Here is a 25,815-nt window from a genome sequence, read left to right as displayed (position 1 = left end):
GCTCTTGCGCGGCAGGATTTGTTTTTCCCGCTCGCATCATGCCTGATTTCGTGAAGTGATTCCCGTGCGGGAATCGCATTGGAAAGGCATTGAGACGATGACCCTTGCGGCCTGCGCCCTGGTCCTGATCGGCGGTTTCCTCGGCGGCGTATCCCGCTTCTTCCTCTCCGGCGTGATTGGCCATGGGGTCGGCGAGACCTTTCCCTGGGGCACGCTGGCGGTCAACGTCTCCGGCGCCCTTGCCATCGGCGCCTTTGCCGGTGCCGCGCGGGCGGTCGGCGGCGTCTTCGCCAGCGATCTCGTGCGCGACCTCATCGTCGTCGGCCTGTTCGGCGGCTACACCACCGTGTCGTCCTTCTGCCTGCAGACGCTCAACCTCGCGCTCGACGGGGAGGGCCGGCTCGCGGCCTTCAACGTCGTCGCCTCGTCGGTTCTGTGCGTGCTGTTCGTCGCCTTCGGCTTCTGGGCGATCGTCTGGGTGGCTGAGTCAGCAACCTGGGTGGCTGGTTCAGCTACCGGGGCAGCGGGCTGAGCGATGACGGACAGACAGGCGGCAATGCGGCTTTATCTGGCGGTCGGCTGCGGCGCGGCGATCGGCTCCCTGACCCGGTTCCTGTCGGGCTACGTCGTCGTCTCGCTGCTCGGCCTGAACGCTCTATGGTCGACCGCTTTCGTCAACGTCGTCGGCTCCTGGGTCATCATGGCTTTCGCGACGCTGACCGGACCGGATGGGCGCATGATGGTCGGACCGGTCAGCCGCAATTTCGTCATGGCCGGCTTTTGCGGCGGCCTCACCACGTTTTCGGCGATGAGCCTCGATACCTTCATCTTGCTGTTCGAGGGCGACTTGCCGCTGGCCGCGACCTATCTCATCAGTGTGGTCGGGCCGTCGCTCGTCGCGGCGTGGCTGGGTTATCTCATGGCATCCAGGCTCAACCGCTTGCCGAAAGGTAGTCAGGCAACAGGTAGCTAGAGCAATTCCAGGAAAAGTGTGAGCGGGTTTCCGTCCGGAATTGCGTCAAAACAAAGAGATAGAGCGGTTCGCCGTTTCTGTGAAACGGTGAGCCGCTCTAGGGAGGAAAACATGGAACTTCCCGCGCAATGCGCGCTGCTCAGGATCTTCTTCGGCGAGGACGACAGGGCGGCCGACGGCAAGCCGCTGCACGAGGCGATCGTCATCAAGGCCCGCGAAACCGGCATGGCCGGCGCCACGGTGCTGCGCGGGCCGCTGGGCTTCGGCCGCTCCAGCGTGCTCCACACCGCCAAGATCCTGCGCCTGTCGCAGGATCTGCCCATCGTCGTCGAGATCGTCGACGCGCCGGAGAAAATCGATGCGCTGATCCCTGCGATCAAGGCGCTGACGAGTGAGAAGAGCTGCCTGATCACCAGGGAGAAGGTCGAGGTCATCCGCTACGGCGACGGAGACTGAGCTCCAAAGCATGTCTCCCGAAAGTGGGAACCGGTTTCGGGTTAAAGACATGCGCAAATCAAAGACCAAAGCGCATAGAGCGAATCCGAAGGATCGCGACGCGCTTTAGGTACCCTCGATCAGCGGTCGCGAAGACGGCGGCCGATCGTATCCTCGTCGAAAATGCCGGCGGAAAACAGCTCCATGGCTTCGATCGCCAGGTCCGAAGCCTCGGAACTGCCGCGGGCAATGCCTCGCTCCACGCAGACCTGATCATAGATGCGCTTCAGCAGGACGAGATCGTCTGGATAAGCTATGCCGCTCTTGGAAACATGGGGGCCAATCATCGCATCCTCCATTGTTGGACGGAAGCATGACAGAAGCTCGCGGGGGCGGTGAGCCTTCTATCGCCAGACCGGCACCATAGGGTGCTGCGTCGGTCGCGCATTCACCCATGTTAAAAAGGCGGCCGACGGGCCGCCTTCTGTACCCGGAAGGTTTCAGCTGACTCAGCCGACGATCTCGGTGTCCGAGAACCAGTACTTGATCTCCTGCGCGGCGGTCTCCGGCGCGTCGGAGCCGTGCACCGAGTTCTCGCCGATCGACAGCGCATGCACCTTGCGGATGGTGCCTTCTGCGGCGTTAGCCGGGTTGGTGGCGCCCATCACTTCGCGATTCCGGGCGATGGCGTTCTCGCCTTCCAGCACCTGCACGATGGTGGGCGCCGACGACATGAATTCCACCAGCTCGCCGAAGAACGGGCGATCCTTGTGGACGGCGTAGAAACCTTCGGCCTCGCGGCGGCTCATCCACACGCGGCGCGATGCGACGACGCGCAGGCCGGCGTCTTCGAGCATCTTGGTGATGGCGCCCGTCAGGTTGCGCCTGGTCGCGTCCGGCTTGATCATGGAGAAGGTGCGTTCGATCGCCATAGGGTCGTCCTTGTTCTTGGGAATGGAAATTGGAGTGGCGGGCTCTATACAAGCCGCCCGGCGGCTTGCCAAGGGGAGGCGGCTTCTGGTCAAGGCGGGCGCTTTGCGGGATAATGAAACGGCTGCATGCGCTTCGGGCGCTTGCTCCGGAACGCTCGCGGCGGCGGAGCCGGAGGCGATGAACTGGCCTTATCTCAGACGCGGCGACATCGTGGGTATCGTCTTCATGGCGCTCATATGCGCCGTGATCGCCTTCCTCCTGCTGGTTCTGCCGCCGCCGGATCACAATTTCGGCTTCGGCCCGGAATGGCAATGTACGCGCATCGGTGAAGGCGATCCGATCTGTGTCAGGCTGATCGACAAGGACGCGCTCAAGCGGAATTAAAGCCCGATCTCAATGGTCACGATCGGCGCGTCTCCGGCCTTCAGGCTCTCAGCTTGCCGCACCGACGCCTTGACGGGCAAAAGCAGGCTGCCCGAGGCCTTGTCGGGGAAAAGCGACGTAGTCCATTTTGTCCTGCCGATGACAGCCGTCACACCAAGCGAGCCCCAGGGTCGCGCCAGCCCCGCCATGGCCGCCTTGATCCGCGCCGCGACATCCGTTGGCAGCGTGATGAAATGCCAGCCGCCCTTGCCGGGGTAGACCCAGATCCCGCCCTGCATCTCATAACGCAGCATGGCAATTCCGACGGCCGTCACGCCGCCGCCGCGACCTGCCGTCCGATACCGCCATGCAGGTCGAGGCAGCGCTCGAACCAGCGGGCGATGCTGTCGCCGTCGTCGAGCAACTGGAAAGGCGAGGCGATGCGTCCCCATTGCAGCGCGCCGAACACGATGTAATCGGCAAACAGCGGCGCCTCGCCGCCGATGAAGGGCTGGTAGGTGAGCGTCGAGCGCAGCGGCTCCAGCGCGGCGCGGAAGGCCGCGAGCCCGGCATCGCGGTTCGCCACGACCTCTTCCAGCCGCTTGCCGTACCGCTGCTCGCGGCTTTCGCGGAAATAGGCGGCGTTGGGCTCGTCTTGCATGTCATGCAGATCGGTCAGCGCCACCGTCGCGACGTAGGGATGGATGGTGAACTGCGACCAGCGCTCGATGAAGCGCGCCATCGCCTTGCCGCCATCGCCGCCGAATAGCGTCGGCCGATCCGGATAGGCTTCGTCGAGATAGAGCGCGATGGCGAAGGAATCGGCCACCACGCGCTCGCCGTCACGGATCACCGGCACCGTCTTCGACGCGCCGCTCTCGACTTCCGGCACCTCGAGGAAGCGCGTCGGCACCTTGGTGACGGCGAGCCCCTTATGAGCCAGCGCCATCTTGGTCTTCCAGCAATGCGGGCTGAACGGGCGGCCGACATCATGGCCGACGAGGTCGTAAAGCAGAATGGTCATTGGCGGGTCCGTTGCTGCGGGTTACGTAGAGCCAGGATTCGTGGCGAACCGGTGGATGATGAAACAGCATTTCATGATGTTTGCGGCCTATAATCAATGGGCCAACCAGCGTCTCTACGATGCCGCGGCACACCTCAGCGACGAGGAATTCAACCGCGACACCGGCGCCTTCTTCGGCTCGATGATGGGAACGCTCAACCATATCCTGACTGCCGATCGTATCTGGATGAAGCGTTTCACCGGCGAGGGACAGGCACCGTCTTCCCTTGACGCCATTCTTTACAAGGCGCTGCCACCCTTGCACAGCGCGCGCGAGGCGGAGGACAAGCGGATCATCAACTGGGTCGGCGGCATGAGCGAAAAGGCGCTCGCCGGCCGCTTCTCCTATATGACCCTCTCCGATATGCGAACTGTCTCGCAACGCGTGGCACCCGCGCTCAGCCATTTCTTCAACCACCAGACCCATCATCGCGGCCAGGCGCACATGGTGCTGACCGTGCTCGGCCGCCCTTCGGTGCCGCTCGATCTGGCGCTGTTCCAGCGCTCCGAGGAAGGCCGCGCCTATGCCTGAAGCATAAGCTCCGGGAACCCGCACGTTTCTGCTGCGGTTCGTTGCGAATGGCGCTTGCTGCGGGAAGTGTTTTTTGTTTGCTTTACAATTTAAATTTCGAAGAAAAGTCGAAAATTTATTTAACAATTCGATATAGCAACAAGAACAAAAAAGTATTACTGCAAATACGGTACGAAACTGAGGCGTGAATTTCGGCGTAGATATGTATGCCCACGGCGTCAGTCAAAGAACGCGGTGCCTGTATGATGCAGTGCAGCATATTCCGTCTAAGAGGAGAGTGTCATGCCAAGTATCATTCGGGAATTGCATAAAGTCCTTACTTGCGGCGCGGTCATCGCTATTTTGGCGGTTCCGGGCCATGCCGCAAGTCTTGGATTGGGTGGTGTCGGCGGCGTGTCCGTCGGTGGTAATGGCGCCAGCGCTAACGTCGGCGGCGCGAGCGGTGCCAATGCGGATGCCTCCTTTGGGGGAAGCAGCACGGCCTCCATCGGCGGCACCAACGGCGCCAACGCTGGCGTTTCGCTTGGCGGCGGCCAGGCGGCGGATGCGGCGGTGTCCCTGGGCGGGACCGATACCGGAGCCACCACCTCGATCGGCACCAGCGGCTCCAATGTCGGCATCGGGACGCTTGGAGCTTCCGCCGGTGTCGGTGTCGGCATACCGGGCACTCCAGGAGTTCCGGGCACCCCCGGCACTTCGGTCACCACCAAGCCTTCGGCCGCTGTTGCGCAGATGTCGGGTACCCAACTTGCGCGCATGAAGAAGCGCAGCGCCGACGTGCTTTCCAGCGAAGGAACCTATGATGCCGATCTGAGGGCGCTCTGCCTGATGATTTCGCGTCGCTGACATATGCTGCAAGACAGCCCGGTCGGGAGTGCCGGACCGGCCGTGAGGGCTCTGCGGCATCTCCTACCGCATCGCCGCCATTGCTGGCGGTGCGTTGACGAGAACCTCCGGCCAGTCGGGAAGCCTGCTGCTTTTGGCGGCGGGCTTTCTGCTTGCCTGCCGCCAAGGGCGGTTCCGACGGCCTGTTAACCACACTTGCATTGAAGCTAATATGTTAGGACTTCCTTTGCGCTCGCGCTCCACAATAAGCCGGTAGCAGTGGGAGCAACGGCATGCGCATCGATTTGTCCCCGACAAGCTGGGGCAGGGTCGTGGTGGTCACCGCCGCCGGCACAGCCTTTTTCATTGCCGTCGCCTTCTTCGTCGATTCCTTCAATTTTCCCTCGCTGTCGCCGCAGGCGCTGCTGTGGGCGAAACTCACGGATCTTTTCCTGCCGCTTGTCCTCGGCGGCTCCTTTCTGTTCTTCCTGATGTGGAAGATGCGCCAGCTGGCGATCACGCAAAAGGAGCTCAGCGTCATCGCCGCGACCGACAGCTTGACCGCGGTCTTCAACCGCGGCGCCTTCTCGATGCTGGTCGAGGCCTATCTCGACCAGGCCCGCGACCAGACGGTCGCCGACGCCGGCGCGCTGCTGATCGTCGATGCCGACCATTTCAAGTCGATCAATGACCGCCTGGGCCACGACTGCGGCGACCAGGCGCTGAGGTTGATCGCCGCGACGATCAAGGGGCAACTGCATGGCGCCGACATCGTCGGACGCATCGGCGGCGAAGAATTCGCGGTCTTCCTGCCCGGCGCCGATGCCACACGCTCCTTCCTGGTCGCCGAATCCATCAGGCGCCGCATTCGCGAGGCCGAATTTGCCCCCGACGGGCGGCCCTGGCCGCTTTCCGTGAGCATCGGCGGCATCGCCTTCAGCGGCCCGACCACCTACCACGACGTTTTCCAGGTCGCCGACCGCCATCTCTACAAGGCCAAGTCCAACGGCCGCGACCAGGTGAGCTTCGAGAGCCGGCGCAGCGGGACGGCTGGCAATGCCGGCGGCACCATGCACTAAAGCATGTCTCCCGAAAGTGGGAAACGGTTTCGGGATAAAGAGATAAAGACATGCGTAAAATCAAAAACCTAAAGCGCATGGAGCGAATCTGAAAGATCGCGACGCGCTTTAGGCGTCCCTTAGCACCATCAACGGTCCGTTCATCCTTTGGCGGCTAGTGTCGGCGGCTGACCTCAGCCGATCCGCGAGCGACCGTATTCGATCTCATCGACTTCAAGGCGGTGCTGATCATCGCCCCTCATCTTCATCCCGCTGGAGCAGCTCCTGCCGCTGCATGGCGAGCAGTCGGCGACGCGCCGGCATTGGCTGAACGACGTTTTCTACCTGCTCTTCAACGGCATTGTCATCAAGGCCGGCATAGTATTGGTGGTTGGCGCGGCGATGCTGCTGGCGCAGCGTTTTGTTCCCGAGGCGCTCACCGCCGCCGTCCAGTCGCAGCCTGTGTGGCTGCAGGCGATCGAGGCTCTGCTCATCGCCGACATCGGCTTCTACCTCGCCCATCGCGCCTTTCACGCGGTGCCGTTCCTGTGGCGCCTCCACGCCATCCACCACTCGATCGAGGAGATGGACCGGCTGGCCGCGCACCGCGTGCAGCCGGTGGACCAGATCCTGACCAAGTCGGCTTCGTTCTTGCCGCTGTTCGCGCTGGGTTTTTCCGCCGAGGCGGTTCTCATCTACGTGCTTGATCTACCAGTGGCAGTCGGTGTTCATCCACTCCAATACGCGCATCAAATTCGGGCCGCTGAAATGGCTGATTGCCTCGCCGCAGTTCCATCACTGGCACCACGCCAACGAACGCGACGCCTATGACAAGAACTTCGCCGGCCAATTGCCCTTTCTCGACCTGATCGGCGGCACTTTGTTCATGCCGCCGCGGATGCCAGAAAAATATGGTGTCGACGAGCCTGTGCCGCAGCTCTACCACCGGCAGCTCCTCTATCCTTTCGTCGCAGCGGCCGAACCGGCCGCGATCGCCGAAGCCTCGGCCGCCGGCAAGCCCGAATAACGGCAAGGAAAAGCCTCTCGTCAGGTGAACTGAGCCGGGGGCAGTTCATAGGCGGTGGGCCTGAGAAGATCGCCGTAAATCAGGCGGCAAAACCGCCATAGCCGCGCGCGACCGGCTTCACCGAAACGATCGGCTGGTCCGACGGCCACAGGATGCCGGCGGTCACCGCGAAGGTGATCAGCGCATCGCGCGCGGCCTCGGCCGAGATTTCTCGGGCCCGTGCCGCCTCGCAGGCCTTTACCGCGGCGCCGTAGCTCAGCCGCCGCCGCGATGGCGGAAACTCGGTCAGGAATTCATGCATGGCGGACAGCGAGGCGATCATGCGCTTATGGCCGGCGCCGACGCTGAGGGCGACCGGGGTGAAGAACATCCTGTCGTACATTGAGACCTCGTCTGTTGGCTGCGGAGGCGGCGGGCCTCCGGTCTGGGAAGGGACGCCACACAACGCGGCTTGCGGCGTGAGGTTCCGCGCACGCCGATTTTTCCGTCTTGGACCTGATCCGTCGCGTGAATCGGCAGGAGGGGGCAGGCGGCCTATTTCCATATGCCGCGCATGCGGGCGCCAAGGTCGACCTTGACGCCTGGCCGCTGGCGCGGGTCGTCCTTGAGCGCCGCACTCGCCCAGGACGACTGCTCGAATGCCGGAAGCATCGAGGCCGGGATGAAGCGGGTGCGCGAGGCATAGACATGGCGGTCGCCGCGCGCAGCTTGGTTGTGCGGATAAAAGCGCTGCGGCACCACCAGATGCAAACTGTCCTTGGCCCTGGTCATCGCCACATAGAGCAGCCGGCGTTCCTCCTCGATGTCCTCCTTGGTGCCGACCCCGAGATCGGCCGGGATGCAGCCATCGACCGTGTTCAGCACGAAGACGTTCTTCCATTCCTGGCCCTTGGCCGAATGGATGGTCGACAGGATGAGGTAATCCTCGTCGCGATGCGGCGCCCCGGCCTGGTCGCTGGTGGCGTCGGGCGGATCGAGCGTCAGCTCGGTCAGGAAGCGTTCGCGCGACGGATAGGTCGAGGCGATCTGCTCGAGCTGGATGAGATCGGCCCGGCGCGTGATCGCATCCTCATGGATGCGCTCCATATGCGGTTCGTACCAGAGCCTGATCCGTTCGAGGTCGGCCGGCCATTTGGCGCCGGCGCGTAGGCCGCTATAGATGTCGAGGAACACCGGCCAATCCTGCGCGGCGCGCTGCGGCGGCCGGAAGCGGGCAAGGCCGAGCGTCTCGTCGAGCGACGTCGCCATGGCATCCACGATCTGCGAGGCGGCGGACGGCCCGATGCCCGGCATCAGCTGCAGCACGCGGAAACCGGCGACGCGGTCGCGTGGGTTCTCGGCGAAGCGCAGCATCGCCAGCATGTCCTTGACATGCGCGGCGTCGAGGAATTTCAAGCCGCCGAACTTGACGAAGGGGATGTTGCGACGCGTCAGCTCCACCTCCAGCGGCCCGCTGTGGCTCGAGGTGCGAAACAGCACCGCCTGCGCCTTCAGCGCCGTGCCGGCCTCGCGTTCGGCCAGGATCGCCTGGCAGACATAATTCGCCTGCTCGGCCTCGTCGCGTACGCTGACCAGCTGCGGCCTGTGCGAGGAACGGCGCTCGGTCCACAGATTCTTGGTGAAGCGTTCGCTGGCCTCGCCGATCACCCTGTTGGCGGCTGCCAGGATCGTCTCGGTCGAGCGGTAGTTGCGCTCCAGCATGACGATCTCGGCGGGCTTCGCGAATTGTTTCGGGAAATCGAGGATGTTGCGCACTTCCGCGGCGCGGAAGGAATAGATCGACTGCGCGTCATCGCCCACCACCGTCAGGCCGGCGCCGTCCGGTTTCAGCGCCAGGAGGATCGAAGCCTGCAGCCGGTTGGTGTCCTGGTACTCGTCGACCAGCACGTGGTCGAAGCGGGAACCGAGATGAGCGGCGATTTCCGGCTCGGCCGCCATCTGCGCCCAGTAGAGCAGCAGGTCGTCGTAATCGAGCACGTTCTGCGCCTGCTTGGCCTCGACATACGCCGCGAAAAGCTCCTTCAGTTGCTCCGCCCATGCCGCGCACCAGGGGAAGGCGGAGCCGAGCACCTCGTCCAGTGGCGCCTGCGCGTTCACCGCCCGCGAATAGATCTGCAGGCAGGTGCCTTTGGTCGGAAAGCGGCTTTCGGTTTTCGAGAATCCCAGCTCATGCCGTGCAAGGTTCATCAGGTCGGCCGAATCCTCGCGGTCATGGATGGTGAAGGCCGGGTCGAGGCCGATCTGCTCGGCATAGTCGCGCAGCAGCCTGGCGCCGATGCCGTGGAAAGTGCCGGCCCAGGCCAGCGCGTCGCCGATGATCGCCGCGTCGCGCCCCAGCACCTCGCCGGCAATGCGCTCGACCCGCTTGGCCATCTCGGCCGCGGCACGACGGGAGAAGGTCATCAGCAGGATGCGGCGCGGATCGGCGCCCTTGACGATGAGATGGGCGACGCGATGCGCCAGCGTGTTGGTCTTGCCGGAGCCGGCGCCCGCAATCACCAGCAGCGGCGCCGCCACCTTGCCGTCGCCATGCACCACCGCCAGCCGCTGCTCATCATTCAGCCGGGCAAGATAAGCGGGCGTCTCGAAGGACGAATCACGAGCGGCGATGTTCATCGCCCATCAAGCATCGTTTCCGCTTTGTTCGCAATAATTTCCTCGCGTTGCGGGAGAGCCGGGAGGGGACCGCAGCGGCCGGAGAGGAGGCTGAGCCGGTGGTGGGTGGGCGCATGCATTCTCTATGGAGCGCTGGTCGACCCCCACTCCGTCTCGGCTTCGCCGAGCCACCTCTCCCCCGATCGACGGGGTAGAGGAAAAGCGCCGAGCTTCCAGCAACGCTCCCTTCCTTTCCCTCCGGAGGGGGAAGGTGGCGCTGCGAAGCAGCGACGGATTGGGGGAACCACGTGGCAATCAAACCTCAGGTCGATCAGTCACGCCGTCACAGACGATGTGTGCATGGCGTAGAAGAAGGTGGGCCGAGCAAGGGCGCTACCGCTTCGGCTCCACCCCCATTGCCGCCGACTGGCGCCGCAACTTGCGCCTCTCATCGCCCGGCATGTCCAGCGGCGCGACATCGCCAGGCACCTCGTTGATGATCCTCACGGCGACGCGATAGGCGGTGTAGGCGAAAAGGCCGGTAAGCAGCAGGCGGATCATCATCGTCTCCTCATGCGGTTGATTGGCTTTCAACCGGACGCGGACCGGTTGGTTCCGCCTCACGCGCAACCAAACCGCCATCGCCTCGTTTGCCCTTTATGAAAGGGGCGAACGAGAGGAGGTCGTCATGATGAAGCTTCCTGTGCTGCTGGCTCTTGCGGCAGGGCTCGTGCTCGCCGCCTGCGACAACAGTGTGCAACCCACCAAGGCGCCGGGCGACGAAGTCAACCAGAACCCTCAGGTCGACAAGAACCCGGTGCCGAAATCGACCACGGGCGGCGACCAGCCGGGCACGCCTCCGAAGCAATAGGGCAGGGCGAGTCGGGTTATCGTCGGCCCTAAAGGTCAAGTTATCGTCGGGCTGGAAGAAGGCCGGCGCTGCTTGGGAGGAAGCTGGATAGCGCCGGCCAAGCGGGAAAATCAGGCCCGCCGCGCAATCCAACATAGCTGAGTCTCGGCCTTGCGTCATGGTGCGATCGCGCTAGCCGGCTACAGTCAGTGGAAACACCCGGAAAATCCTGACGCTGCGCGAGCGGCGCTGCTTAGGCCACCGCCGCGCGTGCCGGCTGTCCGCCGGTGATCTCCATGTCGAGTTGGCGCTGCGTCAGCGCCGCTTCGGCCAGGATCCATTGCTTGAACAGTTCCACCCTGCGGGCGCCGAGCGCCTTGATGGGGCTGACGAAGTACCAGCCCGCCGTGTTGGGATGGTGGACCGCGAAGGGGGCTACCAGCCTTTCGGCACGGATGTCGCTTGCCATGTAGGCGCGGTTGGCGACGGCGAAGCCCATGCCGGCATTGGCCGCTTCGTAGGACATCATGCAGCTGTCGAAATAGACGCTTCTCGTCTCGCCAAGCACGAAGCTCGCGCCGGCGAAGCCCAGCCACGACTGCCAGTTCTGCGTGCAGGTGTCCGAATGCAGCAGCGTGAAGTAGCGCAGGTCCTCCGGCACCACCTTCGACAGCGGCTTGTCGCCCAGCACGTCGTGAAACAGCTTGCGGCTGCACACCGGCGTCAGGTCTTCCTTGAACAGCAGTTCCGAGGTGAGGCCGGGGAAATTGCCGTCGCCGTAGCGGATCTCGAGATCATATTCCGAGGTCGCGAATTCATGCGTGGCGTAGGATGTCGACACCCGCATCTCGATGTCGGGATATTGCTGCTGGAAGGTCATCAGCCTGGGAAACAGCCAGCGCGCCGCGAAGGTCGGCAGCACGCAGATCCGCAGCACATGCGCCTGCGACTGGCCGGTGGCCTCCATGCTGGCCGCCACGATCCGTTCCAGCGCCTCGCGCACGCGCGCCACATAGGTCTCGCCCTCCGGCGTCAGCGACACCGCGTTGCCGCCGCGCTCGAAGATCTTGAAGCGCAGCTGGTCCTCCAGGCTCTTCACGCGCTGGCTGACGGCGGAAGCGGTGATAAACTGCTCTTCGCCGGCGCGCGTGAAATTCCTGTGCCTCGCGGCGCTTTCCACGATTTTCAGCGAGTTGAGGTTGACCTGACTGAGCAGACGCACGGGGTTTCGACCTTAAGCTGGGCTTACGCTACCACCAGCATTCCTAAATTTACAGGGGTAGGCGTTTAAATGACTGTTAACCAAGTGTTGCCCCCATCTTGGAGAAAGTACAATGAACGCCCATACAATTCCCGAACTGCGCTGTGCAATGAGCCGCGAGGCCATCATTGGTCATGAGACGGCCTGGAAAGTGTCGGGCTTCGGCGTCGCCCAGTATCGTCACGGTTACGACCCGGCTCTGCTTGCCGCGATCGAGGAAGCCGCCCTGAAGCTGAAGGCCAGCCATGCCGTTCACAAACATCTCGACCTCACCTTTATCACCGGCGCGGACCGCTATATTCCCGAGATCAAGGAGCTTTTACACGACAAGCTGCGCTTGGAAAGGCTGTCCGACATGATGGGCACCAAGCTCGAACCCTATCCGCTGTCGATCGTCGGCTCGACCGTCACCTTCATGAACCCCAGGGACGGCGCCGTCGAATGGCATTGCGACGGCGTTCCGGTGACGGAGCTCATCCCGCTGTCGATCAGCGACCCTCTCATCGGCGGTCATCTCGAGATCTATTGCGACGATTCCGAGACCGGCCGCTCGATCCTGGAATCCGGCCGCGACCTGCCGCGCAACAAGATCATGCGCATCGACCACAAGATGAACTACGCCACGCTCGGCCAGTTCCTGGGCGTGCTCCACCGCACCGCGCCGATCCAGCTCGGCGAGCGCGTCACGCTGGTGCTCAACCAGCGCTCGGCGACCAAGCCCTATGTCGACGATAACCGCATGTTTTACCTCGCCGCCGACAATGACCATGACCGTGCCTGGGTGAACGAGCTGGCCGAGGATGTCTGGACCAACCAGCTGCCCGCCTATCGCCGCCATGCCGAGGAGCATCCCATGCCGCAGCCCGCCGCGGAGCCGGTTTCCGGCGGAGCAAGGGAGTCTTGGTAGTGACCAACGATCCGGTCGAGCGCCAGCCGCGCCCAGCGTCGCTGAGCCTCGGCCCGGCCGTGGCGGACTGTCGAGACCATCCCAGCGCCGCCCCGGCGGCGGCGCTGGCCTTCGCCCTCGGCGCCGTGGCGCTGTGGGCGACCAACGCCCTGGTCGGCAAGACGCTGCTTGCCCTCTATCCGGTATCGCAAGTGCAGTTCCTCCAATTTTGCGGGGCGGCCGCCGTGTTTGCGCTGATCCGACTTTTCCCTTCTCCCCTTGTGGGAGAAGGTGGCCTCGCGAAGCGAGGTCGGATGAGGGGTGCTGGACGGATCGCCGACGCTGGAGTTTCTTCCAACACCCCTCATCCGTCTCGGCGCTCTGCGCCGATCCACCTTCTCCCACAAGGGGAGAAAGAAGGAGTCTCGCTTGCCGCCTATGCCGTCGGCTTCCTGGGGCTGGTCGGCACCATGGTGTTGCAATATATCGGCTTCGCCTCGATGCCGGTCATCGAGGCGAACCTCGTCGCCTATACTTGGCCGCTGATGACCGCCGCGGCCGCTATTCTGCTGGGCCGGCCGCGCCGTCCACTGTTGCTTGGCCTGGCCGCGGCTGTCGGCTTCGCCGGCGTGGCGCTGGTCATTTCCGGAGGGCGCGCGCAGACCTGGTTCGAAGGCGGCAGCGTTGTCGGTTATCTCGCCGCTTTCGGCTCGGCGCTCTGCATGGCCTTCTACTCGCTTACCGTCGGCCGCCTTGGCGTGCCGCCGGAACGTCTGCTTTTGCCCTCGGCGCTGATCGGCGTCGCGCTCACCTTTGCCTGGTGCCTGCATGACGGCGCCGGACGCCTGACCGGTGGGCATCTCCTGCTCGGCCTCTATCTCGGCGCCGGCCCGATGGGGCTCGGCTACTATTTCTGGTCGCGCGCGGCAAAGCTCGATCACGGCGGCAGGATTGCGGTCGTCGCCTATCTGACGCCAATCGCTTCCACGTTTCTGCTGACCCTGTCGGGCGAAAGCCTGTCGATGACGGCTGTTGCCGGCGCCGTCCTCGTCATTGGCAGCTGCCTCGCGGTCGGCATCGAAGGTACGGAGACCACGCACAATGTCCAGAATGCCCGTTGACGAGGACGAACGCCGCGCCAGACAGGAGGCGCACTGGCTGGTCAGGGAATTTGGCGCGGAAGCGCCGCTCTATGCGGCCATGAAGGCGGAAAAGGCTATTGAGCAAAAGGACTTTGGCCGCTGCGCGCGCTGGAAACGCGTGCTGGAAATCCTGTCGGACAGCCCTTCGGCGGATGTCAGGCGCGGCGTCGCCGTCAAATGAGCAATTTGCCCTGGCGCCGGCGAATCGCGAAAGGCCCACATCCAGCCGGCGGATTGTCATTGCCGTGGCCGGACTTGGCCTGAACTTCGATTTTTCAGCAACTTCCTTGGCCGACCCAGTGCAACCGGAGGTTCTACGTATCCTGCCGGACCGTCGGTTCTATAAAGCATCTGTTATAGCTATTAGAAATCCTAACTTGCGCCTTCGCAGCTCGCGTAGAAACATAACCCGGTATTGAGTCGCGTAGCTTTACTGACTCTGGACGGTCCGTTGGGGGACAGGTCCAATTCGATACACCGACAAAAGTCTTAAAAACGAGCTGGCGATTTGAGGGCCGGCAGAAGGTGAAAAAATTGTCCAACATCGACGATAAGACCGCAATTGAACTGACCGCCGACATTGTCTCCGCCTATGTCGGCAACAATCCGCTCCCTGCTTCCGGCCTGCCTGATCTGATCGCCAGCGTCAGCGCGTCGGTGCGCAAGCTCGCCGGCGGCAGTGTCGTCAAGGAGGCGGTGGCGCTGACGCCCGCCGTAAACCCGAAGCGTTCCGTCTTCCCGGATCACATCGTCTGCCTGGAAGACGGAAAGAAGTTCAAGTCGTTGAAACGCCACCTTGCGACCGATCACAACCTGACGCCGGACGAATACCGCGCCAAATGGGGCCTGCCTGCCGATTATCCGATGGTGGCGCCCAGCTATTCGGCGACCCGCTCGGCGCTGGCCAAATCTTCCGGCCTCGGCCGCAAGCCGGCCAGCGGTGACGCGGGCAAAGGCAAGCGCAAGGGCAAGGCCTGAGGCCGGACCTAAAGCATGTCTCCCGAAAGTGGGAACCGGTTTCGGGATCAAGACATGCGACGCGCTTTAGCTGCTGCCTGAGGCAATGAGTGACGCCGCGCCATCGTCATGGCGCGGCCGTCGGACCGCTCTCGGCATGTTGCGTCGCCGCGTGACTGGTTTCCGTAAACGCGCCGAACACCCGGCATCAGTTACGGGGCGGCTTGCTCTCGTCGTGGCGGTCGGGGTCCCGCTCGGCGGCGAGGCTGTCCGCTTCGACGGCGGTCATTTCAAGAAGATAGACGAGCATCTGGTAGCGCGTGCGCGAGAGCATCTTCGCCAGCCTGCGCGCGATCTCCGCCACATATTTCAGCGTTCGCAGATCGTTGACCGCTTCGCCCATCGTGAGCTCCTGACATAGCCGAGTTATCGTTGGGGCCGAGTTATTGTTGTGGCCAAGTTCTTCATTGGCGCTCACGCACGACTCACGGCGCGCTCACAGATTTGCAGTTCGCAACGAAAACTGAAATCGATTTTCGACAAGCACAACGGCCGGCCCCGCAGATTCTGGCCCTTTCTTCATGGTAACGCCGCGCAACGCTTAAATATAAGCCGAAGCTGAACTTGTGGTTCGTCCGCTTGGCCTGGCTGATTTCCCCGCCGGGAAAGCCGGTGCCGAGCGGCAGCCCGGCAGGGCGGGCGCTTCTCTCACCCCTTATACGCGGAACAGAAGGCCGGCGGATTGTCGTTGCCGATCATGGCGCAGCCGCGCTCGATCTCGTCGATCATCATGCTGCATGCGTTCTGGCCATTGCAGGGCGGGTTGGTCGCTGGCGAAACCTGGACGCATTGCGAGACATATTGGTCCGACTTCGCCTTGCCGGCGGATTGCACGCATGGCCGCGTGTCGTTCTGGCTTGCCTGGGCAGGGGCGGGTTTCGCAGGCGCGGCCTTGGCCGTCGCAGGCGCGGCCTTCGCAGGCGCGGCATTGCCGCTGCTTTGCGGCACGCAGGAGAGATCGCCCTCCGGGCATTGCAACTGGTGCTGCAACTGCGCCAGTCGCGCCTTGGTCAACTCCGCCTTGCAAACCCCGACCAGGCTCGAATAGACCGAGCCATCGGCATAGGGCTGGGTGCGGAAGGCGCATTCCTTGTCGCGGAAGGGGATCCAGGCGCGCTGCGCGTCACGCAGGCGCTTCAGGTCGGCGGGAGCGAGACGTGCCGCCAGTGCCTTGTAGACAGCGTTGAGCCCTGCGTCGGCCGAAGCGGCATTCGCGGTCGTGCAGGTGGCAAGGTCGGCCTGCGTCTTCGCCGCCGAGCAGTCGACGGCTGCCGCGCGGGCGGCGGGCATGGTGAGAAACAGGCCGGCCGCGATCGCGAAAATCGCGACCGCGAGCGAGGCCGAAAGGAGCGAGGTCTTGCCCGACATATCGTCTGCCCTCTGTTTGAAACGGCCCCGGCGCCTGTGCCAGCATAGGTTGAGGCAATAGCGGCGATCAACGCCAAATCTGTGACGTGGCAAGCAATGTATGACCGGCGGGCGAAAGCCGGGAGTGTACGATTTCACTGCTTGTGTGGAGATGCCCGGCGCGGCGGTGGGCGCTGCCCAGCCAGCCTCTCAGTCATTCAAGGGGCGACGGCCGGAGTTCCCGCTTTCGATCTGGATCAGCAGGTGTTCCGTCGCGCGCCTCACCACGGGGGAGATTGGCTGTGTCGGTGCCCCGCTTGTCGATTCAACTGGAAGAGCAATCGGAGCGGTCTCGCTCTCGAACAGAACCACCTGCGTCGCCAGCGCGGTTGTCGTGGCGACCTGGAAGAAGATGAAGGCGAGGGCGAGATAGCGGATCACGGGCTTCCCAACGCTTTGGCCGGCGACTGGTTCCAGTCCATCGGGCTTTTTGTTGAACGGGTCGCGGAGCGCGGCAGGCCTCGTCCGGGCGCTGGCTCTTGCGAAGCGCCGATCTCCCGTGCAAAAGCCCGCTATGCTTATCATCAACGACCTTACGCTGCGCATGGCGGGGCGGCTGCTTCTCGATCATGCCTCATTGACCCTGCCGGCCGGCACCAAGGCCGGCCTTGTCGGCCGCAACGGCACCGGCAAGACCACGCTGTTCAAGGCGATAACCGGCGATTTCCCGTCGGAGACCGGCTCGATCAGCCTGCCGAAGAACACGCGCATCGGCCAGGTGGCGCAGGAGGCGCCTGCCACTGAGGAACCGCTGATCGAGATCGTGCTGAAAGCCGATGTCGAGCGCCAGGCTTTGCTCGAGGAAGAGAAGACCGCGACCGATCCGCACCGCATCGCCGAGATCCACACCCGGCTGGCCGACATCGACGCGCATTCGGCCGAATCCCGCGCCGCCACGATCCTGGCCGGCCTCGGCTTCGACGATGCCGCGCAACGGCGGCCGGCTTCGTCCTTCTCCGGCGGCTGGCGCATGCGCGTGGCTCTGGCCGCCGTGCTCTTCTCCGAGCCCGACCTTCTGCTGCTCGACGAGCCGACCAATTATCTCGACCTCGAAGGCACGCTGTGGCTGGAAAACTACGTCTCCAAATATCCGCACACGGTGTTGCTGATCTCGCATGATCGCGACCTGCTCAACCGCGCCGTCAACTCGATCGTTCACCTCGATCAGAAGAAGCTCACCTTCTGGCGCGGCGGTTATGACCAGTTCGAGCGCCAGCTGACCGAACAGCGCGAGCTGCAGGAAAAAAGCCGCGTCAAGCAGGAAGCGCAGCGCAAGCATATGGAATCCTTCGTCGAGCGTTTTCGCGCCAAGGCTTCCAAGGCGAGGCAGGCGCAGTCGCGCCTGAAGGCGCTGGAGAAGCTAAAGCCGATCGCCGCGGTGGTGAACGACACGGTGCGGCCGTTCTCCTTCCCCGAGCCGGTCAAGACGGTGGCCTCGCCGATCGTGGCGCTGAACGGCGTCAATGTCGGCTATACCGAGGGCAATCCGATCCTGAAGAAGATGACGCTGCGCATCGATGCCGACGACCGCATCGCGCTGCTCGGCGCCAACGGCAACGGCAAGTCGACCTTCGCCAAACTGCTCGCCGGCCGGCTGAAGGCCGAGACCGGCTCGATGACGATCGCGCCGGGCCTGAAGGTGGCGATCTTCGCCCAGCACCAGCTCGACGATCTGCGCCCGGAGGAAAGCGCCTATGAGCATGTGCGCCGGCTGATGCCGGACGCGCCGGAAGCCAAAGTGCGCGCCCGCGTCGCCCAGTTCGGCCTCTCGACCGAGAAGATGAACACGGCCGCCAAGGACCTGTCCGGCGGCGAGAAGGCGCGGCTCTTGATGGGGCTATCGGCCTTTGAGGGACCGAACCTCTTCATCCTCGACGAGCCAACCAACCATCTCGATATCGACAGCCGTGAATCGCTGATCCATGCGCTGAACGACTTCCCGGGCGCCGTGATCCTGATCTCGCACGACAGGCATCTGCTCGAAGCCACGGCCGACCGGCTGTGGCTGGTCAAGGACGGCGCGGTCAATCCCTATGACGGCGACCTCGAGGACTACAAAACCCTGGTCACCGGCGTCTCGTCCAACCGTCGCGAGCAGAAGGAAGCCGACAAGGCCTCCAAGGCAGACCGCCGTCGCGAAGCCGCACAGCGCCGCGCGGCACTCGAACCCCTGGCCAAGGAGATCCGCGCCACCGAGGCGCTAATGGACCGCATCCGCAAGCGCATCGACCTCATCGAGGACGAGCTCGCCAACCCGGCGATCTACGAGAAGGACCCTTCGACCGCGACGCGTCTGGCCAAGGAGCGCTCGCAACTGGCGCACACGCTGGCGCAAAACGAGGACAAGTGGCTGACGATGTCGGCGGAATATGAGGAAGGGATCGCGGAGTGATTAGCCAATCTCCCCCCTTGTGGGGGAGATGCCCGGCAGGGCAGAGGGGGGCGCTGTCCCGCCAGCCTGTCAGCTTGTTACGCGATCAACTGCCGTCGGCCAGAGTAGGCATCTCCAAGGCCGCGTTCCTTCGCGCCCCCCTCTGGCCTGCCGGCCATCTCCCCCACAAGGGGGGAGATTGGCTAATTGTCTCTGGCCCTACACCTCTCCGGCAAAACCCGCTACACACGCGCCATGAACCAGCACGCCAAGCTCCGGATCGGTCATTCGGCCTGCCCGCATGACTGCCCCTCCACCTGCGCGCTCGAGGTCGAGCTGCTCGACAACAACCGCATCGGCCGCGTCCATGGCGCCAAGGCGAACAGCTATACGGCGGGCGTCGTCTGCGCCAAGGTCGCGCGCTATGCCGACCGCGTGCATCACCCGGACCGGCTGCTGAAGCCGCTGGTGCGCGCGGGCGCCAAGGGCGAGGGCGCCTGGAAGGAAGCCAGCTGGGAAGCGGCGCTCGATCTCGTGGCGGAAAAATTCATCGCGGCGGAAGCGAAATACGGCTCGGAGACGGTCTGGCCCTATTTCTACGCCGGCACGATGGGGCTGGTGCAGCGCGACGGCATCGAGCGGCTGCGCCACGCGAAAAAATACTCAGGCTTCTTCAGCTCGATCTGCACCAATCTCGCCTGGACCGGCTGGATGATGGGTGTGGGCGCCTTGCGCGGGCCCGACCCGCGCGAGATGGCGAAGGCCGATTGCGTGGTGATCTGGGGCACCAATGCGGTGGTCACGCAGGTCAACGTCATGACCCACGCGACGAGAGCGAGGAAAGAACGCGGCGCGAAGATCGTCGTCATCGACATCTACGACAACGCCACGATGAAGCAGGCCGATCTCGGCCTGGTCTTGAAACCCGGCACCGACGGCGCGCTCGCCTGCGCGGTCATGCATGTGCTGTTCCGCGATGGGCTCGCCGACCGCGCCTATCTCGAAAAATACACCGACGATCCGCGTGGGCTGGAAGAACACCTTCGCACCCGCACGCCCGAATGGGCGGCCGCCATTACGGGCCTGAGCGTCGCCGAGATCGAGGCCTTCGCAAAGCTCGTCGGCACGACCAAGAAAACCTATTTCCGCCTTGGCTATGGCTTTGCGCGCCAGCGCAACGGCTCGATCAACATGCACGCCGCCTCCTCGATCGCCGCAGTCACCGGCGCCTGGCAATATGAGGGCGGCGGCGCCTTCCATTCCAATTCCGGCATCTTCAAGCTGAACCAGGACGTGCTCGAAGGCACCGCGATGCGCGATCCGAACATCCGCTATCTCGACCATTCGCGCATCGGCCCGGTGCTGACCGGAGCCGAAGACGCGCTCTATGGCGGACCGCCGGTGACGGCGATGCTGATCCAGAACACCAATCCGGCCAATGTCGCGCCGGAGCAGCGGCTGGTGAAGCAGGGTTTCCTGCGCGAGGACCTGTTCACCTGCGTGCACGAGCAGTTCATGACCGATACGGCCAAGCTCGCCGACGTCGTGCTGCCGGCGACGATGTTTTTGGAGCATGACGACCTCTACAAGGGCGGCGGCAACCAGCACATCACGCTCGGCCCCAAGCTGATCGAACCGCCGGAAGGGCCGCGCACCAACCACTACGTCAATGAAGAGCTCGGCAAGCGGCTGGGCGTCGGCGATCGTCCAGGCTTCGGCCTGACCGAGCGCGAGCATATCGACATCATCCTCGGCAAGCGCGGGCTCGGCAGCTTCGACAGCTTGAAGGCTGAGAAGTGGGTCGACCTGCAGCCCGACTTCGACGACGCGCATTTCATCAACGGCTTCGGCCATGCCGACAGGAAATTCCACTTCCGGCCAAACTGGACAGGGCAGTCGGCGCCCAACCGGCCGCCGAAAAGCATGGGTCTGTTCGGCCCGGTCGATCGGCTGCCGGAATTCCCCGACCATGTCGAGCTGATCGAGGTGGCGGATGAGGAGCATCAGTTCCGGCTGGCGACCTCGCCGGCGCGCAACTTCCTCAATTCGAGTTTTGCCGAGACGCCGGTGTCCAAGGCAAAGGAAGGCAGACCCGAACTGCTCATCCACCGCGAAGATGCCGCCGCGCTCGGCATCGAGGATGGCGGCCGCGTCGAGGTCGGCAACCGGCGCGGCGACCTTGTACTGCACGCAAGATTCTTCGACGGCGTGAAGCGCGGTGTGGTCATCGCCGAAGGCATCTGGCCGAACAGCGCGCATGAGCGCGGCGAGGGCATCAACGTGCTGACCGGCGCCGACGCGCCCGCACCCTATGGCGGCGCCGCCGTCCACGACAACAAGGTGTGGCTCAGGGCGCTCTGATCACTTCGCGGTCTGCCATGGCCTGACAGCTCACCAACTGGGATCTCGGCCTTCCAGCTCATCGTCCGGGGCGACTTGCGGTTGGCGAGCGAGACTGGCGTAAGGGTCCACGTAAGCCATCTTGAGCGCGTCGCCCACCAACCGGGATATACCGTTGAGCGATGCGCCGATTGCAAGCCTCGCAAAGCTTCGCCGCGGCAGTTTGAGGGGTCGGCCGGTAATCGGGGCTGTGGTGAGGATGTCAGCCATGATGTCCTCCTGTGACGGGCACAATGGCAGCGCTTCCCGCCCAGGTCCTTGGCTTGAACCTGAAGAGTCCTGAACGGCTCTGAAATTGCTTGAAGCGAAGAATTCCGAACGGCCCTGACGTTCGCCTCAAAGGTCATCTTGGATTATCCTGCCCGGGAGGGTGGGTTCTTGGCGATGGACTTGGAGTTTGGGAACTATCGTTTGAGACGAGCCGAACGGCAGTTGCTAGGCCCGAAAGGGCCTGTGGAGCTTTCGGCTCGTTCCTTCGACATCCTCGCGATGTTGCTCGACAGGCCCGACGAGGTGGTCGGCAAGGCCGAACTTCTAGATGCGGTCTGGGCCGGCGTGGTGGTGGAGGAGAACACGCTTCAGGTTCACATTTCGGCGCTGCGAAAGCTGCTGCCTGCCGAGATGATCGCAACTGTGCATGGTCGCGGCTACAAATATGCAGGCCCGAGGCCCTTCGCGGTAACGGCAGATGGTATGCCGTCCAGACCGTCCATCGCCATACTTCCCTTCGACAACATGAGCGGCGACCCGGAGCAAGACTATTTCAGCGACGGGATCACCGAAGACATCATCGTCGAGCTCGGCAAATACAAGGAGTTCCTGGTCATTGCACGGAACTCTTCCTTCCAGTTCCGCGGCAAGGCGCATGACCCGGCGGAAGTGGCAAGCAAGCTTGGCGTCCAATATGTCGTCGAAGGCAGCGTCCGCAAGATCGGCAACCGGGTGCGGGTCACCGTGCAACTGACCGATGCGTCGTCGATGGCTCATATCTGGGGCGAACACTACGACCGGGAACTCGACGATATTTTCGCGATCCAGGACGAAATCACCCGGATGATCGCGGCGCGTCTGGCCCGGCAGGCCAGGACCGCGATCGCGTCGCGCGCCAGGGCCCGGCCGACCAACAACATGTCGGCCTATGAGTCCTACCTGCGGGCGCTGCAACTGGCAGCCGTCTACGACACGGTGCTCGAAGCGGAGCCATTTCTGTGCCAGGCGGTAACGCTCGATCCGCAGTTTGCGGCCGCCCACGCCATGTTGAGCTTCGTGGAATCCATCAAATACTATTGGGACTACAACAATCCCGGCCATCTGCATTCCGGACTGGAGATCGCGCGGACGGCATTGGGCCTTGATCCCGACGAAGCCTATGGGCATCTCGCCACCGGCTTCGCTCACTTGTACCTGCGCCAATTCAGGCAAGCTGAAATCAGCCTTGACCGGGCGGTTGCGCTCAATCCGAACGATCCCTTCATTCTCAGCATCCGCGCTATTTTCCTCAATCACACCAACAGGCCGGAGCAAGGGCTCGAAGAAATTGCCGAAGCCCAGCGCCGCGATCCTTATGCCGTAGGATGGTATGACGACTTCCGGGGCGTCCTGCTGACAACGGCGGGGCGATATCGCGAGGCGGCTGCCTGCTACGCGAAAATGGCGACCGTGACACCGTGGTCGCTCATTCGCCTTATCATCTGCCATTTCGAGCTCGGCGAAATCAGCCAAGCGCAAGACGTCCTGGCGAAGGTCAAGGCGCATTATCGCGGAATGAGCCTTGATCAGATCGTCGATACCGAAGTGGACTTTTATCAGGACGCCGCCATATGCGGCCGCTACCGCGAGATCCTCGATCGTGTCGACAAGGCGCAATAGGTCCGTCGCGGCTCATAGCCCGGCTACTTCGCCGCCTGCGCGTCCAGCGTCTTGATCTCTTCGGCCGCAGCCTTGCGCGCCGCCGCCTCGACACCGGACCCGCCCTTCGCCTTAGCGAAGGCGATGATGGCCGTGCGCGTGTCCTCGTCGCATCCCTCCGAGCCGACGCCGTCGACACCGGCTTTCTTCGCAGCAGCAAGCACGGAGTCGCAGGCGTCCGGCGCAAAGGCGAACTGGCCCATCATGGCGCCGAGCGTCAGCGGGTCTTGCAGGCGCGGATCGTCGCGGATCGCCTGCAGAGTGGCGCCGCCGACCGCCTTCGATTTCCGGTCCTGCGCAATCTGTGTCAGGTCGAAGATGAACTCGAATTCCGGCTTCTCGACGCCCTCGGGTTTCGACACCAGTATGTCCAGCGCGTAGCGGGTGATCTCATCCGGCATGACGACCGAGCGAATGGCCCTTGCCTGATGGTAGTTGCGCACCAGTACCCAGCGCGAGGGCAGGTCGCCGTAGCGGGCGAGAATGCCGAGCTGCTTGATGGCAGCAAGTTTCTGCTTGTCGGTCTTGGCGGCCTGCGCCTGGGCGAAGACCTTGTCGCGGATGCGGTTGACGACGTCCGGGTCGAGACCGCCGGGAGCCGGTGCGGCCTGCTGCTCCGCCGTGGTTTGCGGGCGGGGAGGGTCGCCAAGCGGACCCTTCGCATCGACCCAGGCGGCGAGCGCCTTGCGCGCGTCGGGGCCGAAATAGCCCTTCGGCTCGCCCGTATAGAAACCTTCGCTCTTCAGCGTCGTCTCGATGGCGACGCGGATCTCGTCGGGCAGCGCCTTGCCGATGCCGACAAGGTTCTGGTCGTCGAGGCCGGCCGGCGCCTCGCGAAATGCATCCATCACCGCGCCCGCGATCGCCGCGTTTCCGGCGCTGGAGGCCGGTCCGGAAAAGAGGCCGCTCAGCTCAATGCCGGCGTCGTTGGCGCCGAACACACCAACGCCCATCCTGCCGATGCCGTCATTGTAAAGGGCGATGCGATCGGTGATGCCTTCGCGCAGCGTCATCAGATGGTCGAAACTGTCGAAGGTGAACGCGTTGGCGAGCTTGCTCTTGGCCTTGAGCGAGCCGAGCCGCGCCGCCTCGCGCCAGGCATGCAGCCGCTCGCGCGGGTTCTTGTCGACGCCGAGACCATCGTCATAGGCATCGCCCAGCAGCACCATCGCTTCGACGCTGCCGAGATTGGCGGCGTTGATCAGCATGGTCGTCGCCCTCTGGTCGTCCTGCGGATAGACCACGCCCTTGCGCAAAAGATTCGCGTGCAGGAGATAGGCCTGCTGTTGCTTCTTGGCCTCGCCTTCGTCGATCAGGACCTTCAGTTGATCGTCGCTCAGGCCGTCGTCGCGGCGCGACGGGCGATAGCTGGTCGAATCGAGGTTGGCATATTGCGTCGAGGCGTAGAGCCAGAGCGCGTCGCGGTCGCCCGCGTCCGCCAGCGGCTTCAGCATGGCGCGCGCCACATCCTCGTTCTTGAACCGCTGATCGTCCGACAGCTGCAGCCGCGCCAGCGCCAGCGCAGCACCTGGTTCGCCGGCCTCGGCGGCGTCGCTCAGGCGCTCGACGAGCTGGTCCGGATGGTCGATCTGAAAGCCGTCATAGTCGGGAAGCAGCTTCGCCAGCCTGATGCTGGCGTCGAGGTCCCACGGGGCATTGAGCAACCGGATCGCCTCGCGCGGCTGGCGGCCGACGAATTTGCCGTCGAGCAGCAGGCCGGCGAGCATTGGCCCGGCGCCGGCGACGTTTTTGGAGGGGGCACGCAGCATGGCGATAGCGCGCTTGCCGTCGGCTGGCCCGCCTTCGCCCTTGGCCAGCATGTCGGCCAGCATCGGTATGGCATATTGATCGTTGGCGACGCGCGCTTCCAGCAATTGCCTTGCCTTCGCCGCGTCCTGCTGTGTGCCTCGGCCGAGCCGCAGCGCTTTGATATAAGCGAGCACCGACGCTTCGGGCCCGCCAGTGCCGGCCTTGGTATCCGCAGCAACGGCCTGAAAAGCCTTGTGCTGCTCCTCGGCGGCAAAGCCGTCGTTCTCCAGCGTCGTCCGCGCAATCAGCAGCGGCATGGCGGCACGGAACTGGCTGTCCCATTCGCCGGGCGATTGGCCCTGGGCCGGCGCGTCGATGACGCGTTGCGCGGTCTCGACCACCTTGTGCGCATCGCGGCGCAGCAGCGGCCCATCGATATACTGACGCAGCAGCGTCTCGAGCGCCGTGAGATGGCCGGCAGCGCCTGCCTTCTGCAAGGCTTCGAGCGCCATGTCGCGCGAGACAGGTAGCGGACCGGCGTCGGCGCCGTCGCGCCGATGCACCGAGTAGACCTCGTAGAGCAGATAATTCGCCTCGGGACTGCCGCCTTCGGCGATGAGCTTGATCTGCGGCAGGAGAAAGGCAAGCCCCGGCTGATTGAGCGCGACCTGGACCCGCAGCCATTCAAGCGTCAGCCGCTTTTCCTGTGGCGCGCCGAGCATCGCCGCCTGGCATTTGTCGGCCAGGGTTTTGAGCTTGGTGAGATCGAAGTCTTGCGGAAAGAGCGCGCCATATTGGACAGGCGGCGCCTTGGCTTCAGGATCGAGCGGCACGGAAGCGCCACGGTCGCAGACGCTGATCGCTTCGGCAAGCGCGGCTTTCTTCGCCGCATCGTCCGCAGCCTTTTTGGCCGCGTCGTCGGATTTTTCGGAAGACGCCTGCGCTCCCAGGGCCGCCCCGGCGATGGGCGTCAAGGCGAGGCAGGAAAGAACCAGGGCGTGCACTGGCCGCAGCATGAGC

Annotated in this window: 30 protein-coding genes and 1 pseudogene; 17 read left to right on the top strand and 14 right to left on the bottom strand. The window is 63.9% G+C overall.

The features are described 5' to 3' along the window. The first annotated feature begins 97 nt into the window (after positions 1-97). The 3 genes from crcB (EJ072_RS01050) to EJ072_RS01040 all read left to right on the top strand — a co-directional run bounded on the left by crcB (EJ072_RS01050) (position 98) and on the right by EJ072_RS01040 (position 1,429). Positions 98-532 carry a fluoride efflux transporter CrcB gene (gene crcB, locus EJ072_RS01050; protein WP_126078198.1) on the top strand — a complete coding sequence of 145 codons (435 nt, stop codon included), beginning with the start codon at positions 98-100 and terminating at the stop codon, positions 530-532. Positions 533-535: 3 nt separating this feature from the next. Next, positions 536-973, top strand: coding sequence for a fluoride efflux transporter CrcB (gene crcB / locus EJ072_RS01045; protein ID WP_126078197.1), 438 nt, complete (start codon positions 536-538; stop codon positions 971-973). Positions 974-1,084: 111 nt separating this feature from the next. Next, the gene (locus tag EJ072_RS01040) at positions 1,085-1,429 is read left to right on the top strand and encodes a DUF190 domain-containing protein (protein WP_095816023.1); all 345 of its coding nucleotides are present in this window, start codon (positions 1,085-1,087) and stop codon (positions 1,427-1,429) included. A 119-nt stretch (positions 1,430-1,548) separates the two neighbouring features. Here the strand turns inward: EJ072_RS01040 and EJ072_RS01035 are convergent, their stop codons facing one another. Both EJ072_RS01035 and ndk read right to left on the bottom strand, forming a co-directional pair. Beyond that, complete coding sequence (locus EJ072_RS01035) at positions 1,549-1,755, bottom strand: hypothetical protein (protein ID WP_126078196.1); 207 nt, start codon at positions 1,753-1,755, stop codon at positions 1,549-1,551. 162 nt (positions 1,756-1,917) lie between these two features. Then, positions 1,918-2,340 carry a nucleoside-diphosphate kinase gene (gene ndk, locus EJ072_RS01030; RefSeq protein WP_040984737.1) on the bottom strand — a complete coding sequence of 141 codons (423 nt, stop codon included), beginning with the start codon at positions 2,338-2,340 and terminating at the stop codon, positions 1,918-1,920. 178 nt (positions 2,341-2,518) lie between these two features. Between ndk and EJ072_RS01025 the strand changes: the two genes are divergently transcribed. Further along, positions 2,519-2,725, top strand: a complete 207-nt coding sequence (locus EJ072_RS01025; protein WP_126078195.1) for a hypothetical protein — start codon at positions 2,519-2,521, stop codon at positions 2,723-2,725. Here the strand turns inward: EJ072_RS01025 and EJ072_RS01020 are convergent. Beyond that, entirely contained in the window at positions 2,722-3,018 is a 297-nt protein-coding gene (locus tag EJ072_RS01020; RefSeq protein WP_126078194.1) for a DUF1905 domain-containing protein, read from the bottom strand. The genes EJ072_RS01025 and EJ072_RS01020 overlap by 4 nt on opposite strands. Before the next feature lie 17 nt (positions 3,019-3,035). Next, positions 3,036-3,728 carry a glutathione S-transferase family protein gene (locus tag EJ072_RS01015; protein WP_126078193.1) on the bottom strand — a complete coding sequence of 231 codons (693 nt, stop codon included), beginning with the start codon at positions 3,726-3,728 and terminating at the stop codon, positions 3,036-3,038. Positions 3,729-3,786: 58 nt separating this feature from the next. Here EJ072_RS01015 and EJ072_RS01010 point away from each other — a divergent pair, with 58 nt between their 5' ends. From EJ072_RS01010 to EJ072_RS01000, 3 genes are all read left to right on the top strand, one after another. Beyond that, on the top strand, positions 3,787-4,299 hold the full coding sequence (locus EJ072_RS01010; protein WP_126083451.1) for a DinB family protein: 513 nt from the start codon (positions 3,787-3,789) through the stop codon (positions 4,297-4,299). A gap of 282 nt (positions 4,300-4,581) precedes the next feature. Further along, complete coding sequence (locus EJ072_RS01005) at positions 4,582-5,145, top strand: hypothetical protein (protein WP_126078192.1); 564 nt, start codon at positions 4,582-4,584, stop codon at positions 5,143-5,145. 272 nt (positions 5,146-5,417) lie between these two features. Beyond that, positions 5,418-6,203: a GGDEF domain-containing protein gene (locus EJ072_RS01000; RefSeq protein WP_126078191.1), complete on the top strand. Its 786-nt coding sequence runs from the start codon at positions 5,418-5,420 to the stop codon at positions 6,201-6,203. Between the two features lie 228 nt (positions 6,204-6,431). Here the strand turns inward: EJ072_RS01000 and EJ072_RS36475 are convergent, their stop codons facing one another. Further along, on the bottom strand, positions 6,432-6,716 hold the full coding sequence (locus EJ072_RS36475; protein WP_245467401.1) for a hypothetical protein: 285 nt from the start codon (positions 6,714-6,716) through the stop codon (positions 6,432-6,434). Here EJ072_RS36475 and EJ072_RS36470 point away from each other — a divergent pair. Further along, a pseudogene (locus EJ072_RS36470) lies at positions 6,645-6,827 on the top strand (sterol desaturase family protein); the annotation flags it as partial. The gene EJ072_RS36475 and the pseudogene EJ072_RS36470 sit on opposite strands and share 72 nt — an antisense overlap. Before the next feature lie 58 nt (positions 6,828-6,885). After that, complete coding sequence (locus tag EJ072_RS36465; RefSeq protein ID WP_245467147.1) at positions 6,886-7,209, top strand: sterol desaturase family protein; 324 nt, start codon at positions 6,886-6,888, stop codon at positions 7,207-7,209. Positions 7,210-7,288: 79 nt separating this feature from the next. On the opposite strand, the gene EJ072_RS00990 is transcribed toward EJ072_RS36465, so the two are convergent. The 3 genes from EJ072_RS00990 to EJ072_RS35790 form a co-directional block, all read right to left on the bottom strand. Continuing rightward, the gene (locus EJ072_RS00990) at positions 7,289-7,591 is read right to left on the bottom strand and encodes a DUF982 domain-containing protein (RefSeq protein ID WP_126078190.1); all 303 of its coding nucleotides are present in this window, start codon (positions 7,589-7,591) and stop codon (positions 7,289-7,291) included. Positions 7,592-7,743: 152 nt separating this feature from the next. Beyond that, positions 7,744-9,825 (bottom strand): ATP-dependent helicase, encoded by a 2,082-nt coding sequence (locus EJ072_RS00985; protein ID WP_126078189.1) that lies wholly within the window; start codon positions 9,823-9,825, stop codon positions 7,744-7,746. Positions 9,826-10,197: 372 nt separating this feature from the next. After that, complete coding sequence (locus EJ072_RS35790; RefSeq protein ID WP_189342025.1) at positions 10,198-10,368, bottom strand: hypothetical protein; 171 nt, start codon at positions 10,366-10,368, stop codon at positions 10,198-10,200. A gap of 124 nt (positions 10,369-10,492) precedes the next feature. On the opposite strand from EJ072_RS35790, the gene EJ072_RS00980 reads away from it, so the two are divergent. After that, complete coding sequence (locus EJ072_RS00980) at positions 10,493-10,675, top strand: hypothetical protein (protein WP_095816012.1); 183 nt, start codon at positions 10,493-10,495, stop codon at positions 10,673-10,675. A 232-nt stretch (positions 10,676-10,907) separates the two neighbouring features. On the opposite strand, the gene EJ072_RS00975 is transcribed toward EJ072_RS00980, so the two are convergent. Then, positions 10,908-11,876 carry a LysR substrate-binding domain-containing protein gene (locus tag EJ072_RS00975; RefSeq protein WP_126078188.1) on the bottom strand — a complete coding sequence of 323 codons (969 nt, stop codon included), beginning with the start codon at positions 11,874-11,876 and terminating at the stop codon, positions 10,908-10,910. A gap of 112 nt (positions 11,877-11,988) precedes the next feature. Between EJ072_RS00975 and EJ072_RS35785 the strand changes: the two genes are divergently transcribed. The 4 genes from EJ072_RS35785 (at position 11,989) to EJ072_RS00945 (ending at position 14,921) form a co-directional block, all read left to right on the top strand. Then, on the top strand, positions 11,989-12,822 hold the full coding sequence (locus EJ072_RS35785) for a hypothetical protein (RefSeq protein ID WP_189343186.1): 834 nt from the start codon (positions 11,989-11,991) through the stop codon (positions 12,820-12,822). 41 nt (positions 12,823-12,863) lie between these two features. Next, positions 12,864-13,922 carry a DMT family transporter gene (locus EJ072_RS00955; RefSeq protein WP_245467329.1) on the top strand — a complete coding sequence of 353 codons (1,059 nt, stop codon included), beginning with the start codon at positions 12,864-12,866 and terminating at the stop codon, positions 13,920-13,922. Beyond that, positions 13,903-14,124 carry a hypothetical protein gene (locus EJ072_RS00950; protein ID WP_245463237.1) on the top strand — a complete coding sequence of 74 codons (222 nt, stop codon included), beginning with the start codon at positions 13,903-13,905 and terminating at the stop codon, positions 14,122-14,124. Before EJ072_RS00955 ends, EJ072_RS00950 begins: the two co-directional genes overlap by 20 nt. Before the next feature lie 353 nt (positions 14,125-14,477). Beyond that, on the top strand, positions 14,478-14,921 hold the full coding sequence (locus EJ072_RS00945; protein ID WP_126078187.1) for a MucR family transcriptional regulator: 444 nt from the start codon (positions 14,478-14,480) through the stop codon (positions 14,919-14,921). Positions 14,922-15,108: 187 nt separating this feature from the next. Here the strand turns inward: EJ072_RS00945 and EJ072_RS00940 are convergent, their stop codons facing one another. From EJ072_RS00940 to EJ072_RS00930, 3 genes are all read right to left on the bottom strand, one after another. Further along, complete coding sequence (locus tag EJ072_RS00940) at positions 15,109-15,303, bottom strand: hypothetical protein (RefSeq protein WP_126078186.1); 195 nt, start codon at positions 15,301-15,303, stop codon at positions 15,109-15,111. 305 nt (positions 15,304-15,608) lie between these two features. Beyond that, positions 15,609-16,328 carry a lysozyme inhibitor LprI family protein gene (locus tag EJ072_RS00935; protein ID WP_126078185.1) on the bottom strand — a complete coding sequence of 240 codons (720 nt, stop codon included), beginning with the start codon at positions 16,326-16,328 and terminating at the stop codon, positions 15,609-15,611. Positions 16,329-16,517: 189 nt separating this feature from the next. Next, positions 16,518-16,748, bottom strand: a complete 231-nt coding sequence (locus tag EJ072_RS00930) for a hypothetical protein (protein WP_126078184.1) — start codon at positions 16,746-16,748, stop codon at positions 16,518-16,520. Positions 16,749-16,881: 133 nt separating this feature from the next. Here EJ072_RS00930 and EJ072_RS00925 point away from each other — a divergent pair, with 133 nt between their 5' ends. Further along, positions 16,882-18,759 carry an ABC-F family ATP-binding cassette domain-containing protein gene (locus EJ072_RS00925; protein WP_126078183.1) on the top strand — a complete coding sequence of 626 codons (1,878 nt, stop codon included), beginning with the start codon at positions 16,882-16,884 and terminating at the stop codon, positions 18,757-18,759. Between the two features lie 234 nt (positions 18,760-18,993). Then, a complete protein-coding gene (locus EJ072_RS00920; RefSeq protein WP_126083448.1) occupies positions 18,994-21,099 on the top strand; it encodes a molybdopterin oxidoreductase family protein in 2,106 nt (701 codons plus the stop codon). A gap of 30 nt (positions 21,100-21,129) precedes the next feature. Here the strand turns inward: EJ072_RS00920 and EJ072_RS00915 are convergent, their stop codons facing one another. Beyond that, entirely contained in the window at positions 21,130-21,348 is a 219-nt protein-coding gene (locus EJ072_RS00915; protein WP_126078182.1) for a hypothetical protein, read from the bottom strand. Positions 21,349-21,522: 174 nt separating this feature from the next. Here EJ072_RS00915 and EJ072_RS00910 point away from each other — a divergent pair, with 174 nt between their 5' ends. Beyond that, positions 21,523-23,007 (top strand): winged helix-turn-helix domain-containing protein, encoded by a 1,485-nt coding sequence (locus tag EJ072_RS00910; protein WP_126083447.1) that lies wholly within the window; start codon positions 21,523-21,525, stop codon positions 23,005-23,007. A gap of 23 nt (positions 23,008-23,030) precedes the next feature. On the opposite strand, the gene EJ072_RS00905 is transcribed toward EJ072_RS00910, so the two are convergent. Beyond that, on the bottom strand, positions 23,031-25,811 hold the full coding sequence (locus tag EJ072_RS00905; protein ID WP_126078181.1) for a sel1 repeat family protein: 2,781 nt from the start codon (positions 25,809-25,811) through the stop codon (positions 23,031-23,033). Positions 25,812-25,815: the final 4 nt, after the last annotated feature.

It is taken from the genome of Mesorhizobium sp. M2A.F.Ca.ET.046.03.2.1 (assembly GCF_003952425.1).
Lineage (GTDB): Bacteria > Pseudomonadota > Alphaproteobacteria > Rhizobiales > Rhizobiaceae > Mesorhizobium.
Note: the sequence above shows the minus strand (reverse complement) of the source record. Positions and strands in the feature narration are given on the sequence as shown.

Coding starts and splice junctions, on each gene's coding strand:
- ndk (WP_040984737.1), bottom strand. CDS start 2,340: ATGGCGATCGAACGCACCTTCTCCATGATCAAGCCGGACGCGACCAGG.
- EJ072_RS01035 (WP_126078196.1), bottom strand. CDS start 1,755: ATGATTGGCCCCCATGTTTCCAAGAGCGGCATAGCTTATCCAGACGAT.
- EJ072_RS00940 (WP_126078186.1), bottom strand. CDS start 15,303: ATGGGCGAAGCGGTCAACGATCTGCGAACGCTGAAATATGTGGCGGAG.
- EJ072_RS01025 (WP_126078195.1), top strand. CDS start 2,519: ATGAACTGGCCTTATCTCAGACGCGGCGACATCGTGGGTATCGTCTTC.
- crcB (WP_126078198.1), top strand. CDS start 98: ATGACCCTTGCGGCCTGCGCCCTGGTCCTGATCGGCGGTTTCCTCGGC.
- EJ072_RS01010 (WP_126083451.1), top strand. CDS start 3,787: ATGAAACAGCATTTCATGATGTTTGCGGCCTATAATCAATGGGCCAAC.
- EJ072_RS35790 (WP_189342025.1), bottom strand. CDS start 10,368: ATGATGATCCGCCTGCTGCTTACCGGCCTTTTCGCCTACACCGCCTAT.
- EJ072_RS00925 (WP_126078183.1), top strand. CDS start 16,882: ATGCTTATCATCAACGACCTTACGCTGCGCATGGCGGGGCGGCTGCTT.
- crcB (WP_126078197.1), top strand. CDS start 536: ATGACGGACAGACAGGCGGCAATGCGGCTTTATCTGGCGGTCGGCTGC.
- EJ072_RS35785 (WP_189343186.1), top strand. CDS start 11,989: ATGAACGCCCATACAATTCCCGAACTGCGCTGTGCAATGAGCCGCGAG.
- EJ072_RS00905 (WP_126078181.1), bottom strand. CDS start 25,811: ATGCTGCGGCCAGTGCACGCCCTGGTTCTTTCCTGCCTCGCCTTGACG.
- EJ072_RS00920 (WP_126083448.1), top strand. CDS start 18,994: ATGAACCAGCACGCCAAGCTCCGGATCGGTCATTCGGCCTGCCCGCAT.
- EJ072_RS01000 (WP_126078191.1), top strand. CDS start 5,418: ATGCGCATCGATTTGTCCCCGACAAGCTGGGGCAGGGTCGTGGTGGTC.
- EJ072_RS00990 (WP_126078190.1), bottom strand. CDS start 7,591: ATGTACGACAGGATGTTCTTCACCCCGGTCGCCCTCAGCGTCGGCGCC.
- EJ072_RS00980 (WP_095816012.1), top strand. CDS start 10,493: ATGATGAAGCTTCCTGTGCTGCTGGCTCTTGCGGCAGGGCTCGTGCTC.
- EJ072_RS01040 (WP_095816023.1), top strand. CDS start 1,085: ATGGAACTTCCCGCGCAATGCGCGCTGCTCAGGATCTTCTTCGGCGAG.
- EJ072_RS00910 (WP_126083447.1), top strand. CDS start 21,523: ATGGACTTGGAGTTTGGGAACTATCGTTTGAGACGAGCCGAACGGCAG.
- EJ072_RS01020 (WP_126078194.1), bottom strand. CDS start 3,018: ATGCTGCGTTATGAGATGCAGGGCGGGATCTGGGTCTACCCCGGCAAG.
- EJ072_RS00915 (WP_126078182.1), bottom strand. CDS start 21,348: ATGGCTGACATCCTCACCACAGCCCCGATTACCGGCCGACCCCTCAAA.
- EJ072_RS00935 (WP_126078185.1), bottom strand. CDS start 16,328: ATGTCGGGCAAGACCTCGCTCCTTTCGGCCTCGCTCGCGGTCGCGATT.
- EJ072_RS00985 (WP_126078189.1), bottom strand. CDS start 9,825: ATGAACATCGCCGCTCGTGATTCGTCCTTCGAGACGCCCGCTTATCTT.
- EJ072_RS00950 (WP_245463237.1), top strand. CDS start 13,903: ATGTCCAGAATGCCCGTTGACGAGGACGAACGCCGCGCCAGACAGGAG.
- EJ072_RS01005 (WP_126078192.1), top strand. CDS start 4,582: ATGCCAAGTATCATTCGGGAATTGCATAAAGTCCTTACTTGCGGCGCG.
- EJ072_RS01015 (WP_126078193.1), bottom strand. CDS start 3,728: ATGACCATTCTGCTTTACGACCTCGTCGGCCATGATGTCGGCCGCCCG.